Origin of the sequence: Lamprobacter modestohalophilus (assembly GCF_016583905.1) — a bacterium.
In the GTDB taxonomy this organism is placed as follows: domain Bacteria; phylum Pseudomonadota; class Gammaproteobacteria; order Chromatiales; family Chromatiaceae; genus Lamprobacter; species Lamprobacter modestohalophilus.
Window position 1 is genome coordinate 197,330 of the sequence record NZ_NRRY01000002.1, and the last position, 15,733, is coordinate 213,062.

Annotated in this window: 9 protein-coding genes; 6 read left to right on the plus strand and 3 right to left on the minus strand. The window is 63.4% G+C overall.

From position 1 onward, the window contains the following. Nucleotides 1-42 precede the first annotated feature (42 nt). Nucleotides 43-2,238, plus strand: coding sequence for a sodium-translocating pyrophosphatase (locus CKO42_RS02100; protein WP_200237754.1), 2,196 nt, complete (start codon nt 43-45; stop codon nt 2,236-2,238). Nucleotides 2,239-2,359: 121 nt separating this feature from the next. Next, nucleotides 2,360-4,444 carry a sodium-translocating pyrophosphatase gene (locus CKO42_RS02105; RefSeq protein WP_200237757.1) on the plus strand — a complete coding sequence of 695 codons (2,085 nt, stop codon included), beginning with the start codon at nt 2,360-2,362 and terminating at the stop codon, nt 4,442-4,444. A gap of 134 nt (nt 4,445-4,578) precedes the next feature. Here CKO42_RS02105 and CKO42_RS02110 read toward each other — a convergent pair whose 3' ends face one another. Together CKO42_RS02110 and ilvD are read right to left on the minus strand one after the other, a co-directional pair. Beyond that, entirely contained in the window at nt 4,579-5,217 is a 639-nt protein-coding gene (locus tag CKO42_RS02110) for a hypothetical protein (RefSeq protein ID WP_200237760.1), read from the minus strand. Nucleotides 5,218-5,282: 65 nt separating this feature from the next. After that, the gene (gene ilvD, locus CKO42_RS02115) at nt 5,283-7,187 is read right to left on the minus strand and encodes a dihydroxy-acid dehydratase (protein ID WP_200237765.1); all 1,905 of its coding nucleotides are present in this window, start codon (nt 7,185-7,187) and stop codon (nt 5,283-5,285) included. A gap of 483 nt (nt 7,188-7,670) precedes the next feature. Between ilvD and CKO42_RS02120 the strand changes: the two genes are divergently transcribed. From CKO42_RS02120 to ppa, 3 genes are all read left to right on the plus strand, one after another. Next, entirely contained in the window at nt 7,671-9,302 is a 1,632-nt protein-coding gene (locus tag CKO42_RS02120) for a diguanylate cyclase (protein WP_200237768.1), read from the plus strand. 14 nt (nt 9,303-9,316) lie between these two features. Then, on the plus strand, nt 9,317-11,683 hold the full coding sequence (locus CKO42_RS02125) for a YgiQ family radical SAM protein (RefSeq protein ID WP_200237772.1): 2,367 nt from the start codon (nt 9,317-9,319) through the stop codon (nt 11,681-11,683). A 285-nt stretch (nt 11,684-11,968) separates the two neighbouring features. Continuing rightward, nucleotides 11,969-12,517, plus strand: a complete 549-nt coding sequence (ppa, locus tag CKO42_RS02130; protein ID WP_200237776.1) for an inorganic diphosphatase — start codon at nt 11,969-11,971, stop codon at nt 12,515-12,517. Between the two features lie 226 nt (nt 12,518-12,743). Here the strand turns inward: ppa and CKO42_RS02135 are convergent, their stop codons facing one another. Continuing rightward, nucleotides 12,744-13,058, minus strand: coding sequence for a DUF1840 domain-containing protein (locus CKO42_RS02135; protein WP_200237780.1), 315 nt, complete (start codon nt 13,056-13,058; stop codon nt 12,744-12,746). 457 nt (nt 13,059-13,515) lie between these two features. Here CKO42_RS02135 and mdoH point away from each other — a divergent pair, with 457 nt between their 5' ends. Further along, the gene (gene mdoH, locus CKO42_RS02140; protein WP_200237784.1) at nt 13,516-15,318 is read left to right on the plus strand and encodes a glucans biosynthesis glucosyltransferase MdoH; all 1,803 of its coding nucleotides are present in this window, start codon (nt 13,516-13,518) and stop codon (nt 15,316-15,318) included. The last annotated feature ends 415 nt before the right edge of the window (nt 15,319-15,733 follow it).

The window sequence follows — 15,733 nt, forward strand, 5'->3', positions numbered from 1 at the left end:
GCCGCTGAGCCTGCGCGGCCCCTTAGCTGTAGAAGTGGAACCATGAACGAACCCGTCTTTTGGCTCGCTCCGCTCGCTTCCGTCTTCGCGCTCTACTTCGCTTGGCGCTTCTTCAAGGAGATGGTTGCCCATGACGAAGGCACTGAGATGATGCGCGAGATCGGCGCGCATGTGCGCAAAGGCTCAATGGCCTATCTGCGTCAGCAGTACAAGATCATGCTGGTTGTTTTTGCACTGGTGGCGGGCCTCTTTGCCTACCTATCCTATGGGCTCGGGGTGCAGAATCCGTGGCTGCCGATCACCTTCACCTTTGGTGGCTTCTTTTCTGCGCTGGCCGGCTACTTCGGCATGCAGACAGCGACCTTGGCCTCGACGCGCACGACGGCCGCGGCGCGGACCTCGCTCGCTGGCGCGCTCAATGTGGCCTTCCGCAGCGGTGCTGTGATGGGACTGGTGGTGGTTGGCTTGGGCCTGGGCAATCTGGCCTTCTGGTTTGTGTTGATCGATCTGTTTACGCCCGGCGATCCAACTCAGGGTGCTTATCTCATTCTCGTCACCACTACGGCGCTGACCTTCAGCATGGGAGCGTCGATGCAGGCGCTGTTCGCCCGCGTCGGGGGTGGTATCTACACCAAAGCGGCTGATGTTGGCGCCGACTTGGTCGGCAAGGTCGAGGCCGGTATCCCGGAGGATGATCCACGCAATCCAGCCGTCATTGCCGATAACGTCGGCGATAACGTCGGCGATGTCGCGGGCATGGGTGCCGACCTGTTCGAGTCCTATTGTGGCTCCATCCTCGCCGCCTCTGCACTCGGAGCAGCGGCCTTTGTTGCCGATCCGGCGATGCAGATGAAGGCCATCGCGGCGCCGATGGCCATCGCCGGCGTGGGCATCATGCTGTCCGTGCTTGGTGTCTTCCTGGTCAAGACGCGTGAGGGGGCGAACCAGAAGGAACTGCTCGGCGCCTTGTCGAAGGGCATCAATGCCAGTGCGGCCTTGATCGTGGTGGCCTCGGCGGCGGTGCTCTGGCTGCTCGGGATCGAGAACCCCTGGGGCATCTGGGGCGCGGTAGTGACCGGTCTGGTCACCGGCCTGATCATCGGACGCTCGACCGAGTATTCGACATCCGCCTCATTCAAGCCGACGCGGAGCATTGCGGCCGCGGCCGAAAGTGGTGCGGCGACGACGATCATCGCCGGCATCGGTGTCGGCATGCTCTCGACCGTGATCCCAGTGCTGGCGGTGTCCATCGGCACCATGCTCGCCTACCAGTTTGCCTCTGGCTTCGACCCGACGCAGATGGGGCAGGGGCTCTACGGGATCGCGATTGCGGCGGTCGGGATGCTCTCGACGCTCGGCATCACGCTGGCGAGCGATGCCTATGGGCCGATCGCCGATAATGCCGGCGGCAATGCCGAGATGAGCGGCCTCGGGCCCGAGGTCCGCGAGCGGACCGATGCGCTCGACTCGCTCGGTAATACCACGGCCGCGACCGGAAAGGGCTTTGCGATCGGCTCGGCGGCGCTCACCGCGCTGGCACTGATTGCCTCCTATATCGAGGTGATTCGGATCGAGTTGATCAGCGCTGGGCAGACCGCGCTCGATGTCGGGCGGGACCTGAGCGTGGCCACGGCTGATGCGACCCTGGTCGACTTCATGGCCTTCTACAACGTCACCCTGCTGAACCCGGCGGTGCTGATCACACTGTTCCTCGGTGCGATGGTCGCCTTCACCTTCAGTGGTCTCACGGTGCAGGCCGTCGGCCGCGCCGCACAGACCATGGTGGAAGAGGTCCGACGCCAGTTCCGCGAAGATCCAGGTATCCTCAAGGGCACCTCGGCCCCGGACTATGAGCGCTGCGTGGCGATCTCCACCGTTGGAGCGCAGCGCGAGATGGTGATTCCGTCGCTGATCGCGATTGCGGCGCCGGTGCTCGTCGGCGTCCTGTTTGGTGTCGCCGGCGTGATTGGCCTGCTCGCGGGCGGACTCTCGACTGGCTTCGTACTCGCGGTCTTCCTCTCCAACGCTGGCGGCGCCTGGGACAACGCGAAGAAGTACATTGAGGCCGGTCATCATGGCGGTAAGGGCTCGCCAGCGCATCGTGCCTCAGTGATTGGCGACACCATCGGCGATCCCTTCAAGGACACCTCGGGTCCGAGCCTGAACATCCTGATCAAGCTGATGAGTATCGTTGCGATCGTGATGGCGGGAGTGACTGTTTCCTACACGCTCATCTGAGGCCGAGTGCTCTGAGTCAGCGCCGACAGAAGCATGTCGTCGCTGACTCAGCCCTCAGCAGACTCTGCGTCGTTGTCTGGTATTGGCGCTGAGCCGTTTGCTGGCCCATTGGAAATTTGCCATGTCGCTCAGTCTGGTCTTCGCCCTGCTCTGCGCGCTCGTCGCGCTTGGCTATGGGGTCTTCTCGATCCACTGGCTGCTGGCCCAGCCTCAGGGTGACGAGCGGATGCGAGAGGTCGCCAGTGCGATCCAGGAGGGCGCCTCGGCCTACCTGAATCGCCAGTCTCTGGCCATTGCGGCGGTCGGCTCGCTGATGATGGCGGCGTTGACGCATTGGCTCGGACTCGAGACAGGTATCGGCTTCTTGATCGGCGCTCTGCTGTCGGGAACGGCTGGCTACATCGGCATGAGCGTTTCGGTACGGGCGAATCTCCGCACCGCAGAGGCGGCGCGCAACGGCCTTGATGCGGCGATGCAGGTCGCCTTCCGCGGTGGCGCAATCACCGGACTCCTGGTGGCTGGCCTCGCGCTGCTTGGCGTTGCTGGCTACTACCTAGCGCTGCAACTGGCGCTGCAACTGACCGCCCCGGGCGGCGTCGAGGGGCAGGCGCTGTATGCCTTGGTGGGGCTCGCCTTTGGCGGCTCGCTCATCTCCATCTTTGCCCGGCTCGGCGGGGGGATCTTTACCAAGGCTGCCGATATCGGCGCCGACAGCGTCGGTCAGCTCGAGGCTGAGCTCGCGGAGGATGATCCGCGAAACCCAGCAGTGATCGCCGACAACGTGGGTGATCACGTTGGCGACTGCGCCGGTATGGCGGCGGACCTGTTCGAGACCTATGTGGTCACCCTGGTCGCGACGATGCTGCTCGGTGGATTGCTCTTCGGTGATGATGCGGCCGATGCGATGGCCTATCCGTTAGTGCTTGGTGGCACCTCGCTACTGGCCTCAGTGGTCAGCACCTTCTTCGTCAAGCTCGAGCCTGGCGACACCCAAATCCTGGCGGCGCTGTCGAAGGCTTTGACGGTCGCCGGCGTCTTGGCCTTCGTGCTGTTCGTGCCGGTGACCTGGATGTTGTTGCCTGCCAGCTTCAGCCTCGCGGGCAGCGATGTGGTCTTCAGCCGCTGGGGTGTGCTCGGTGCCGCAGGCATCGGGCTGGTGCTGACCGGGCTGATCTTGGTGATCACCGAATACTATACGAGTGCTGACTTTTGGCCGGTGCGCGGCATTGCCAAGGCGTCCCGCTCGGGGCCTGCTACTAATGTGATCGCTGGGCTCAGTGTCTCGATGAAGGCGACCGTCGCGCCGGTGCTGATGATCTGTGCCGCCATCTGGGCTGCCTATGCGTTGGCCGGGATCTATGGCCTTGCGATTGCCGCGACTTCGATGCTCTCGATGACCGGCGTTGTGCTGGCGCTGGATGCCTACGGGCCGATCACCGATAACGCGAGTGGTATTGCCGAGATGGCGGACATGGGCGAGCCGGTCCGCGCGGTGACCGATTCGCTCGAGGCGGTTGGAAATATCACCAAGGCCGTCACCAAGGGCTATGCCATCAGCTCAGCCGGACTGGTAGCGCTGGTCTTGTTCGCCGACTACAGGCATGCCCTAGCGGCTCAAGGCAAGACGCTCTCGTTCGAGTTAGACAACCCGGTCGTGCTCATCGGGCTGCTCGTTGGTGCCCTGGTTCCCTACCTGTTCAGCGCTTTGGTGATGGATGCCGTTGGAAGCGCGGCGCGGGTCATGGTCGAGGAGGTTCGTCGCCAGTTTCGCGAGCTGCCGGGCATCCTGGATGGCTCCCAGAGGCCAGATTATTCGCGTGCGGTGGATCTGCTGACCAAGGCGGCACTCAAGGAGATGATCATCCCATCCTTACTGCCGCTGGCGGTGCCATTAGCCGTTGGCTTTGGGATGCAATGGCTGATGGGAGGCGATGCGGGTGCGCTAGCACTCGGTGGGATGCTGATTGGCACCATCGTCACCGGGCTTTTCGTCGCGCTCTCGATGACGGCCGGAGGCGGCGCCTGGGACAATGCCAAGAAGTATATCGAGGCAGGACATTTCGGCGGCATAGGCTCCGAGGCCCACAAGGCAGCGGTCACCGGCGATGCCGTTGGCGATCCCTACAAAGACGCTGCAGGTCCGGCAGTCAATCCGGTGATCAAGATCATCAACATCGTTGCCTTGTTGATGGTGCCGTTGCTCTAGCTGGCTGTTGCGGAGTGGGGTTGGACGCCCGTGCGCGAGACAATCGTTTTCACTGGTAGTCTGTTGGGGAAAGCGGCGAAGTCGGCGCAGCCACGGGCGGCCTAGCTGCGTCGGATCGGTTCAGCCGTCGCCCATCAGTCGATCGGCCCGGTCGTGATCAGCATGTCAAAATTTCCGGCACCGCAGCGCCGATCCAACTGCTCGACGATGCGCCTGGCCTGCGACAATGATTCACTGGGGCCGCGGATATAGAACGGCTTGCCCTCGTAACCGTACTCGAAGCGCTCTGCGCAGGCTGTTGGATCGATGCTGTCCAACAGCGGGATGGCGCGCTGATAATCCTTGTGGGGCGAAAAATCCAACTCACCCGCATAATCCGCGGCACCCAAGATGAGTTTCTTAAAACAACTCGGATCAATGTTCATGTAAATCCCTTCGCCATGGGATGCGACGAGGCTTGGCTTGAGCGTGCCCTCGTATTCATCCTCGTCGAACATCCTAAAGAACGCGTTCTTGATACCGAGACAGTAGACATCGACCAGAAAGACGGCCGCGGCGTATTGGCCGGTCGGGCTCTTGCGACTGGCCAGCAGACTGCCGATGCCCGACTCGAACAGCGTGCTCGGCACCAGGCATTCATGCATCGGTAGATGGGCATAGGTGTTCGCCCGGTTGAGCCTGGCTTCACCGCCACCGCTCTTCTGTTTGGCCAATTTGCGCTTCTTGGCGCGCTTCTCGATCTGCTTCTGCCGCTGTTTCGCGCTCGTTGTCATCGGAATCGGTTTCTCTTCTGTTTGGTCTGTCACAGGCCGGTTCGAAAACCGGCCCTCTCGCTCCCTCAGCCGCCGATCTGCGATAGGTCGCGGACCGCGCCATGAGCGGCGGATGTTGTCAGCGCGGCATAGGCACGCAGGGCCTGGGAGACCGGGCGTTGGCGATTGATCGGCTTCCAGGCCTGCTCGCCACGTGCCTCCATTGCTCGCCGGCGCTCGGCCAGTATGGCATCATCGAGTACGACCCGGATTGAGCGCCCGGGAACGTCGATCTCGATCAGATCGCCCTCTTCCACCAGGCCGATGGTGCCGCCCTCGGCCGCTTCCGGTGAGCAGTGGCCGATGGATAGGCCGGAGGTGCCGCCGGAGAAACGCCCGTCGGTGATCAGGGCGCAGGCCTTGCCGAGCCCTTTCGACTTCAGGTAGCTGGTCGGATACAGCATCTCCTGCATGCCAGGGCCGCCCTTGGGACCCTCGTAGCGGATCAGCACGACGTCGCCGGGCTTGATCTGGTCGGTGAGAATGGCCGTGACCGCGGCCTCCTGGCTCTCGAAGATCCGTGCGGGACCGACGAATCCGCGCAGGGTCGAGGTGGGCACGCTGGTGGTGTAGCGCAGCTGCTCGGCCTGAAGCATGCTGATGTCGACACCGGCGGTCTTGACGATGCAGCCGTCCTCGGCAATGTTGCCGTACAGCACCGCGAGCCCGCCGTCTTTGGAGTAGGCGTGCTCGATGTCACGGATACAGCCGCCGGCGCGGTCCAGGTCCAGCGTTGGCCACTGGCTGTCTTGGCTGAAGGCGACCTGGGTCGGGATGCCGCCGGGGCCGGCGAGGAAGCGTTCGCGGGCCTCGGTCGCACCTGTCTGGATGACGTCCCAGCTCTGCAGCGCCACGCCCATGGACGGGCTATGCACGGTATGGCAGTCGCGATGGATCAGCCCGCCGCGATCGAGCTCGGCGAGAATGCCAATCACGCCACCGGCGCGGTGCACGTCTTCCATGTGGTACTGCTGGGTCGCTGGCGCCACCTTGCACAGGTTCGGCACCTTGCGACTCATGCGGTCGATATCGGCCATGGTGAAGTTCACGCCGGCTTCGTGGGCTGCGGCCAGCAGGTGTAGCACCGTGTTGGTGGAGCCGCCCATGGCGATGTCCAGCGCGATCGCGTTCTCGAAGGCCTCGAAGGTGGCGATGCTGCGCGGCAGCACGGTCGCGTCGTCCTGCTCGTACCAGCGCTTGGCCAGGTCCACCACCAGGCGGCCGGCCTCCAGGAACAGGTTCCGACGCCCGGCATGGGTGGCCAGTAGCGAGCCGTTACCGGGCAGCGACAGGCCCAGGGCCTCAGTCAGGCAGTTCATCGAGTTGGCGGTGAACATGCCGGAGCAGGAGCCGCAGGTCGGGCAGGCCGAGCGCTCGATGGCGGCGACGTCGTCGTCGGTCTCGTCGGGGTTGGCGGCGGAGACCATGGCATCGACCAGGTCCAGCTTCAGGTCGCCCTTGTTGGCCAGGCTGACCTTGCCGGCCTCCATCGGGCCGCCGGAGACGAACACCGCCGGGATGTTCAGCCGCAGTGCCGCCATCAGCATGCCAGGGGTGATCTTGTCGCAGTTGGAGATGCAGACCAGCGCATCGGCGCAGTGGGCGTTGACCATGTACTCGACGCTGTCGGCGATCAGATCGCGCGAGGGCAGCGAGTAGAGCATGCCGCCATGGCCCATGGCGATGCCGTCATCGACGGCGATGGTATTGAACTCCTTGGCCACGCCGCCCGCCGCCTCGATCTCGCGGGCGACCAGCTGGCCCATGTCCTTCAGATGCACATGACCGGGCACGAATTGGGTGAAGGAGTTGGCAACGGCAACGATCGGCTTGTCGAAGTCGCCATCCTTCATGCCCGTTGCGCGCCAGAGCGCCCGCGCGCCCGCCATGTTGCGGCCATGGGTGGTGGTACGAGAGCGGTACTGGGGCATTGGGGTCTCCGGACGTTGAATCGGCGTAACTGAGCATGTTCAGCCGCCCATTATCATCTTTCAAGCGCGCTGACGAAACGCCTTCGAACCCTTTCAAGTGGTGCGCCTGAGCTGAAGCCCTAGCGGCTGTTGTCGGGTGATCCTGAACGCGGCAAGGCGATTGGCGTCCGATTGGCGTCCTGATCAGGCTGCGTCAGCTCGACGCTGAGGCGCCGGAGTGGTTGATCGCGGGCCTGTTCCGGTCATCTATCGACTTGGCATCCATCCAGCTTTGGACCCTCAGGGTGGATCGGCTATTCTATTCCTGCTCGGTTGACTGGGCGCGGCGTGCTTCTGGAGGATTGTCCAGTGTCAGACGAAAAAGCCTCTGACGAGAAGAAGATGCAGGCGCTTAAGGCGCGAAAGGTGCTCTGCCGCGACGCTGGCTGTCTGGCTGCAAGGGTGTCACAATCACGCCGCCTAACCTAAACGGGACGGCTCGAGGTGAAAGCGCTGAAGGCAATCGAACGATCCGCAGGGGTCGATGACATCGAGGTCGATAACATCAACGACTTCGGTCCGAAACATCTCGTGGCACGCCCCGACCTGCTGTCCAGTTGGTCAGGACGCCTTGCATGGGATTACGGGCGTCTGCTCATCTTCTCGGTCCTGCTGCAGCTCCTGTTGTTTGCGCTGTCATCGGCGCTTGCGTATCACTCACACGCCAGTTTCTGGTATGCCCCGGCGGGGCTGTCCGTCGCGCTTTTCCTGCTGTTGGGAAGCCGGGCCTTCCCGATCGTGTTCTGCTGTGTTGCCGCGACGACGCTGCTGAACACCCCGATCCTAGAGCGCGGCGCAGACCCGCTCCTCTCGATCCTTCAACTCCTGTGCTACCCGCTGGCCCATGCCATTCCGTACTGGGCCGGCGTGTCCCTGCTGCATCGGGTGACGAACGGTGCGTTCGACCCGCGCGATCCGAGCCACATCCTGCGCTTCCTGATCATCATCCCCTTCTCGGCCGCTGGCGCTGCGTTGCTGGGAGGCCTGGTGCTACATGTTTTGGGCGGTGTTCCCTTCGACCTGGTTCAGGACCTGTTCGCAGTGCGCTGGATCGGCGACCTGGCGGCTGCGGTGTGCCTTAGCATCGCCATCGTCTACCTGTATCTAATGATGCTGGAGTCGATCAATGCGGATCTCGGCTGCTGCTTCGTCTGCGAGGACAATGTCCACTCCAAGCGGTTGCCGCTTCGCGATCTGCTCTATCTGCCGTTGGCATGGCTGCTGTTTTTTGCCAGCGCAGCGCTGGCCTACCGCTATCCAGAGAAGCTCGGACTGTCGTTTCCGGTGTATGCGATGGTCATCGCGCTGCTGTGGACCATCTACAAGGCCCGCTCGCCGATCGTCTATGTGGTGCTGGCGGTCTTGACCATCACGCTGGCCTATACGGCCTCGGCCTTCGGCTTGATCGCGAGCGCTGCCGAATACCAGATCGCCATGATCGCCGTTGGCTCGATCACCTACTTCACCCATGCTGCGGTGTCGAGTCAACGCAAGGCGCTAGAGCACTCGGAGCAGGTGAACATGCGGCTGCTGAGCGAGATCCGCCAAAAGGAGTTTCTCCAGGAAAAGGCCGAGATCCTCCAGTTTCGATCTGGTCGGGATTACCTGACGGGTGCACTGAACCGTGCGTTTTTTCAGGAGGCGCTGCACGCCCAGTATCACCGGAGGGTAAACAGGGGAAGCCGACACTGTCTGGCCTTCGTTGATCTCAACGACTTCAAGCAGGTCAACGATCGCTTTGGGCATCATGCCGGTGATGAGGCACTCAAAGCGACCGCCCGGATTCTGATGGCCCGCTCGCGTAAAGGGGATATCGTTGCCCGCTACGGCGGTGACGCATTCGTTGTGATCCTCCCCGAGGTGACGAACGTGCATGAGGCTGACGCCATCATCACCCGATGGAAACAGGACGTCGCCCGTCAGCGCATCGAGACCTATCCGAAGCTGAGGCTGTCGATCAGTGTCGGCCGGGCGTTCTTCCCCGGTTCATCAGACAGCGAGAACGAGATGAGCATCTTGCGGGCCGCGGATCAGGACATGGATCAGGATAAGGCGCGGATGAAGACGTCCAAATGAGCGGCGGCGCGGCAATGCAACAGGCTCCCGATCTGTTCTCCTATCGCAAGCACTGGGCGCATAAGCTCGGCACCGCGCCCGAGCTGCCGATGACGCGCGCCGAGATGGACCTACTGGGCTGGGACAGCTGCGACATCATCATCGTCACCGGCGATGCCTATGTCGACCATCCGTCGTTCGGCATGGCCATCATCGGCCGCTTGTTGGAGGCGCAAGGCTTTCGCGTTGGCATCCTCTCGCAGCCGGACTGGACCTCGGCGGAGCCGTTCCGGGCGCTGGGTCGGCCGGAGCTGTTCTTCGGCATCACCGCCGGCAACATGGACTCGATGGTCAACCGCTATACGTCCGACCGTCGCCGACGTTCCGACGATGCCTATTCCCCAGACGGCGCGGGTGGGCGCCGGCCAGATCGCTCGGTGACCGTCTATGCCCAGCGTGCGCGCGAGGCCTTTCATGGGGTGCCGATCGTGATCGGGGGCATCGAGGCGAGCCTGCGGCGCATCGCCCACTTTGATTACTGGTCCGATCGGGTGCGCCGCTCGGTGCTGGCCGATGCCAAGGCCGATCTGCTGCTGTTCGGCAACGCCGAGCGAGCGATCGTAGAGCTGGCGCATCGGTTGGCGCGTGGCGAGGCGATTGCGAGCATCCGCGACATCCGTGGCACTGCGTTCATGAGGCGCGGGCTACCTGAGGGTTGGACTGAGGTCGATGCCAGCGAGCTGGATCAGCCTGGCCCGGTGCGCCCGCATCTGAATCCCTACGAGACACCGGATTGGCCGGTTGAGCCAAAAGCAGCCACAGGCGGCGGCGATGCTGGACCTTATGTCCATGGTCGCCAGCCGACCTGCGCCGATGCCCCGGCAGCGGTCGGCTCAAACGCGCAGCAAGCAGCTCAGGCCGACGCAGAGACGGCCGCTAGAGCCGCCGCTCGAGGAGGCTTCAAGCTCAGGACTCCGTCAGTCGCCGAAGCGACCGCACAGGCGTCCGCCAGAACGATAGCCAACAAAAACCCCAACACGAATCCCAACACGAACGCGAACACCCAGTCGATCTCGATCGACCAGCTTCGACAGCGGCCGGCGCGCGCGCGCAGCGTGGTGCGGCTGCCATCCTTCGAGCAGGTGCGCGATGACTCGGTGCTCTATGCCCATGCCTCGCGGGTGTTCCATCTGGAGACCAACCCGGGCAATGCGCGCGCGCTGGTGCAGCGGCACGGTGAGCGCGAGGTCTGGCTGAACCCGCCGCCGATCCCGCTCAGCAGTGCCGAGCTGGATCAGGTCTTCGCGCTGCCCTATAGCCGTCGGCCGCATTCCGACTACGGCCAGGCGCGGCTGCCGGCCTGGGAGATGATCCGCCATTCGATCAATATCATGCGTGGCTGCTTCGGCGGCTGCACCTTCTGCTCCATCACCGAGCACGAGGGGCGCATCATCCAGAGCCGCAGCGAGGCCTCGATCCTCGAGGAGATCGCCGAGGTTCGCGATCGCACGCCCGAATTCACCGGGATCATCTCCGATCTGGGCGGGCCGACTGCGAACATGTGGCGTTTGGCCTGCAAGGATTCCCGGATTGAGGCAGCCTGCCGGCGCCTGTCCTGCGTCTACCCGAGCATCTGCGCCAACCTCAACACTGATCATGGGCCGCTGATCCAGCTTTATCGTAAGGCGCGGGCGGTCCCCGGCATCAAGCGCGTGCTGATCGCCTCCGGGCTGCGCTACGACCTGGCCCTACGCTCGCCCGAGTACATCCGCGAGCTGGTGATGCATCACGTCGGCGGCTATCTGAAGATCGCCCCAGAGCACACCGAGGCAGGGCCGCTGGCGGCGATGATGAAGCCCGGCATCGGCAGCTATGAGCGTTTCCGCCAGCTGTTCGAGCGCTACTCGCGCGAGGCAGGCAAGGAGCAGTACCTGATCCCGTACTTCATCGCCGCCCACCCCGGCACCAGCGATGAAGATATGCTGAACCTGGCCCTCTGGCTGAAGCGCAACCGCCTGCGACCAGATCAGGTGCAGGCCTTCCTGCCGACGCCGCTGGCGCTCGCCTCAACGATGTACCACACCTGCATCAATCCGTTGCAGCGCGTTCGCCGCGATGCCAAGCCGATCAGCGTGGTGCGCAAGCTGCGCCAGCGGCGGCTGCATAAGGCCTTCCTGCGCTGGCATGATCCAGCCAACTGGCCTGAATTGCGCGAGGCGCTCAAGTCCATGGGCCGCGCCGACCTGATCGGCAACGGCAAGCATCACCTGGTGCCTGCATTCCAGCCCCGGGGCGCCGTTGGCCCAGGCGCGCCTCGTCGTTCTGGCTCGCCGCCGCGCGCTGGCTCACCGCCGCGCGCTCAGCGGCGGCCAACGAAGCGCAGGCGCCCTGTCAGCGGTTGAAGCCGCCGGCTGCAAAGTCATCAGGCTGAGGGCGGGCCGCAGCCGGGCGGCTCGAAGGCCTCATCTGGTCAACGACTGAGCGGGATCGCTCTCTGACTCTCGAGTCTGCGCTTGCTGACATCAGCGCCTAGCCCATGCGCCGATCTGGGGGGCGATCCGCTGCCCTGCGCTCGGCCTTTGCCGCCGTTGCTGTGGGTCTCCGGCGGTTCGGGTATCCTGTGCGGCTGTTACCCGGGGCGGCGAGGGCGCCGCCTCAACCGAATCGACCTAGACAAGAGGCTCAACATGGACCTTCAACGCGTCCCTCGCGGCGACAATATCCCGAGCGAGATCAACGTCATCATCGAAATTCCGTCGCATGCGGAACCGGTCAAGTACGAGATGGACAAGGCCACCGGCGCCATGTTCGTTGATCGCTTTATGTCGACCGCAATGCACTATCCGTGCAACTACGGTTATGTGCCGCATACGCTGTCATCGGACGGCGATCCGGTCGACGTGATGGTGGTCACCCCCTATCCGCTGATCTCTGGCTCGGTGATCAAGTGTCGACCCATCGGGGTGTTGAAGATGACGGATGAGTCGGGCGACGACGCCAAGATCTTGGCGCTGCCGATCGATTCGCTGTTCAAGGGCTATCGGAATATCGAGAGCTTTCGTGACATGCCTCCCCATCTGCTCGATCAGATCGCGCACTTCTTCGAGCACTATAAGGATCTTGATGAAGGCAAGTGGGTTCGCGTCGGTGGCTGGGGCGGGCGTGAAGATGCACGTGAGGAGATCATGGCCAGCGTGCGGATGTTTGACGCCGAGCCTGAAAAGCCGCGCTTCTAAATCCTTGCGCGCGCCCGGCGTCGCGTCGCCGGTCATATCGCCAGCGATGCTCGCTTCGAGGCCCCCTTAGTGGTAGTCCAGTTTCGACTTCCCGATGCTTGCCGGACAGTGGCGCTCAAATCGGGAAGCCGTTGATGGGCGCCTGACTTAGGAGGCCAACGAAAGACCGGCTAGAAGGCGAAGGAAAGAACGGCGCAATTTGGCGCGAGATTTTCTCGCAGTCGCCTTATGTGTCCCACATAACGTTTTTCTCGTCGCGGGCAGCCGCCTCCAGCAGGTCGATCAAGGGCAGTGCGCGATGCCTGAGACTGACGCTCTGAGCGCGGGCTTCATCGTCTTGATCTTCGCGTTCTGGATTGAGCGGGGCCTCTGGGTTGGCCTCGACTGCAGCCTTGAGGCGCGCGAGTGCCGCTGGGACGTCCTCGGCGAGTAGTGCGCTTGGCACGGAGCCGCTGTGGCCCATCATTCGAATCAGGGCCTTGGCGACGTCGCCGAACATGGTGATGTCGGCATGAGCTGGGGTCTTGAAGGTGATCAGCATGGGTTTTATCGTCTTCGTTGCTCGTGGTGTGGTCACAGATTGCCACACAGTAGCCTGCGCAGATCGCTGTTTCGGGCGACTGTGCAGCCTAACCCGCTGCACGCGATCGGCGCTGTACTGGACTTGATGCCAGGCACTTCGGGGGGCAAGAGCTGGAGCTGAGCTGATCAACATGGCCTGGTCGGCGTCATCTGCAACCGCAAGCGGATTCGCAGCGCGTGCTGGCTGTCACGATCACTCCTTGGCGCCAGTTGCGGTGTGGAAATTGCTTAATCGCCATAGCGATGCAGCGCTGGCCACTGGAGTCTCCTCGTCTGGCCTCCGCAGTTGTACGGGTTTTGTCTGCCCCAACCTCGACCTTTCATCGACCGTTCCAAAGCCGTGAGGAGCCGCCGTTTTGACAAGTCTAGTGAGAGTGTCGTCTCCAGTGCCGTCTGCGTCCAGCGCTTCGTCTGCGATGACGGTGGCCCCGGCTTGGCGACGCTGGCTCTTTGCTAGCCTGGTGACGCTGACGACCGCTGCGGCGCTTGGGTTAATGGTCTGGACCCTGCAGGCCGGCGGCTTCGATTGGCTCGATGCGCTGCTCGTGCTCTGCTTCGCGATGACCCTGCCCTGGACCGTGATCGGGTTCTGGAATGCGGTGATCGGGCTCGTGATCATGCGCGTCACCGCTGATCCGGCGCAGGCGGTCTGTCCGGTGCTGGCCAAGGCCGATGATCGAGGGCCAATCACGAGCAGCACCGCCCTGCTGAGCTGCATCCGCAACGAGGACGCGGCGCTGGTCGCGCGCAATCTGGATCGGATGATCGATGAGCTGGCGGACGCCGGTGTCGCCGACCGCTTTCGCGTCTATGTGCTCAGTGACTCGACCTGGCCCGAGGTGATCGCCGCCGAAGAGGAACAGATCGGCTGGCTCGCTGATCGCTGGCGCGGCGTGATCGAGGTGATCTATCGTCGGCGGGCCGAGAATCCAGGCTTCAAGGCAGGTAACGTGCGTGACTTCTGCGCGCGCTGGGGTGCTGCGCACGATTTCATGTTGGTGCTCGACGCCGATAGCCTGATGGCGGCGGAGACCATCCTCCGCATGGTGCGCACCCTGCAGGCGCATCCGCAGCTCGGCATCCTGCAAACGCTGATGGTGGGGCTGCCTAGCGATAGCGCCTTCGCGCGGCCGTTTCAATTCGGCATGCGCCTTGGCATGAAAAGCTACAGCATCGGTGCTGCCTGGTGGCAGGGTGATGCAGGTCCGTACTGGGGCCACAACGCGCTGATCCGGTTGCGCCCTTTTATCGATCACTGCGAGCTGCCGCAGCTCGCCGGGCAGGGTCCGCTCTCGGGTTGGGTCCTGAGTCATGATCAGCTCGAGGCGGCCTGGATGCGTCGTGCTGGCTATCAGGTGCGCGTGATGCCGATCGAGGGTGGTAGCTGGGAGGAAAATCCACCGACCCTGCTTGAGTTTATCCGTCGCGATCTGCGCTGGTGTCAGGGCAATATCCAGTATCTGAGGCTGCGGCGCGATCAGCTCGCAGGCCTGCACCCGGTGAGTCGCTGGCAGCTGCGGTTGGCGGTGATGATGTTCTTGGCCTCACCGGCCTGGGTGCTGCTGATGCTGGTGGGGGTGCTTCGGCTCGGCTTTGGCGAGGCCGGTCCGGTGTACCTGCCGGCGCCGGGTGTGGCGTTGTTCGCGCTGGTGATGGCCATGGTCTTCGCGCCTAAGCTGGCGACCATCGTCGATGCGCTCAGCACGCGCGCCGGGCGGCAGCGCTACGGTGGTAGTCTGCGGTTGATCGTCGGCAGCCTGGCCGAGGTCGGCTTCAGCACCCTGTTGGCACCCATCATGGCCATCGCTCATAGCCTGTTCTTGCTTGGTCTGCTCTTCGGTCGCGCTGTCGTTTGGGAAGCGCAGCGGCGCGTGACCCACGGCGTGCATCCGCTCGAGGCGCTAAGGCGGCTATGGCCACAGACCCTGTTCGGGGTGTTCGGCTTCGCCTGGCTTGCGCTGCATGCGCCGCCAGGCGCGCTGGTGATCTCGCCCTTCTTCGTCGGAGCCTTGTTGGCGGTGCCGATCGCGGTGAGTTCTGCCGCGCCGGCGCTGGGTCGCCTCGTCACCCGGGTTGGGCTTTGGCGAACGCCGGATGAGGTCGAGCCGGCGCCGCTGGTGCGGGCCGTCAAGCCAGATCTGGCTGCGGCTGTTGCTCGGCCAACAGGCGCGCCTTTGGCGGCCTTGCGTGAGACCGCCGTGACTGAGGTTGTTGACTGATTGAGCGTGCCGGCAGCGCAGATAAAGCGCGCCGCCCAATCCTCATATATGGTCCGCCCCGCGATGCAAGAGCCACTTGACTGTTCAGCAGAAGGAAACGTTGCGGCCATATATCCGGCGTCGTGATGAGGTGGCGTGATCGCTCCTCGCGCCCTGATGGAATCCGCGCGCATTCCTGTCCTTATCACTGTTTCAGTCTCGGCGATGCCGGCTGGTGAGGATTACAGGGTTTCAGGAATGCAGGACAAGCCTTTCATGCCATCACAGTGACAGTCACTCTTAGCAACTCGTGGTTAGAAACTCGTGGTGTGGGTGATCGTGCTCGCTCGGATGTGACTCAATCCCTCATCGGTGCTCGCGGCGGTTAAACCGCCTGACTCAAGGCGTGCTTTGGATCGTAGGCCTCGCCTTTGGT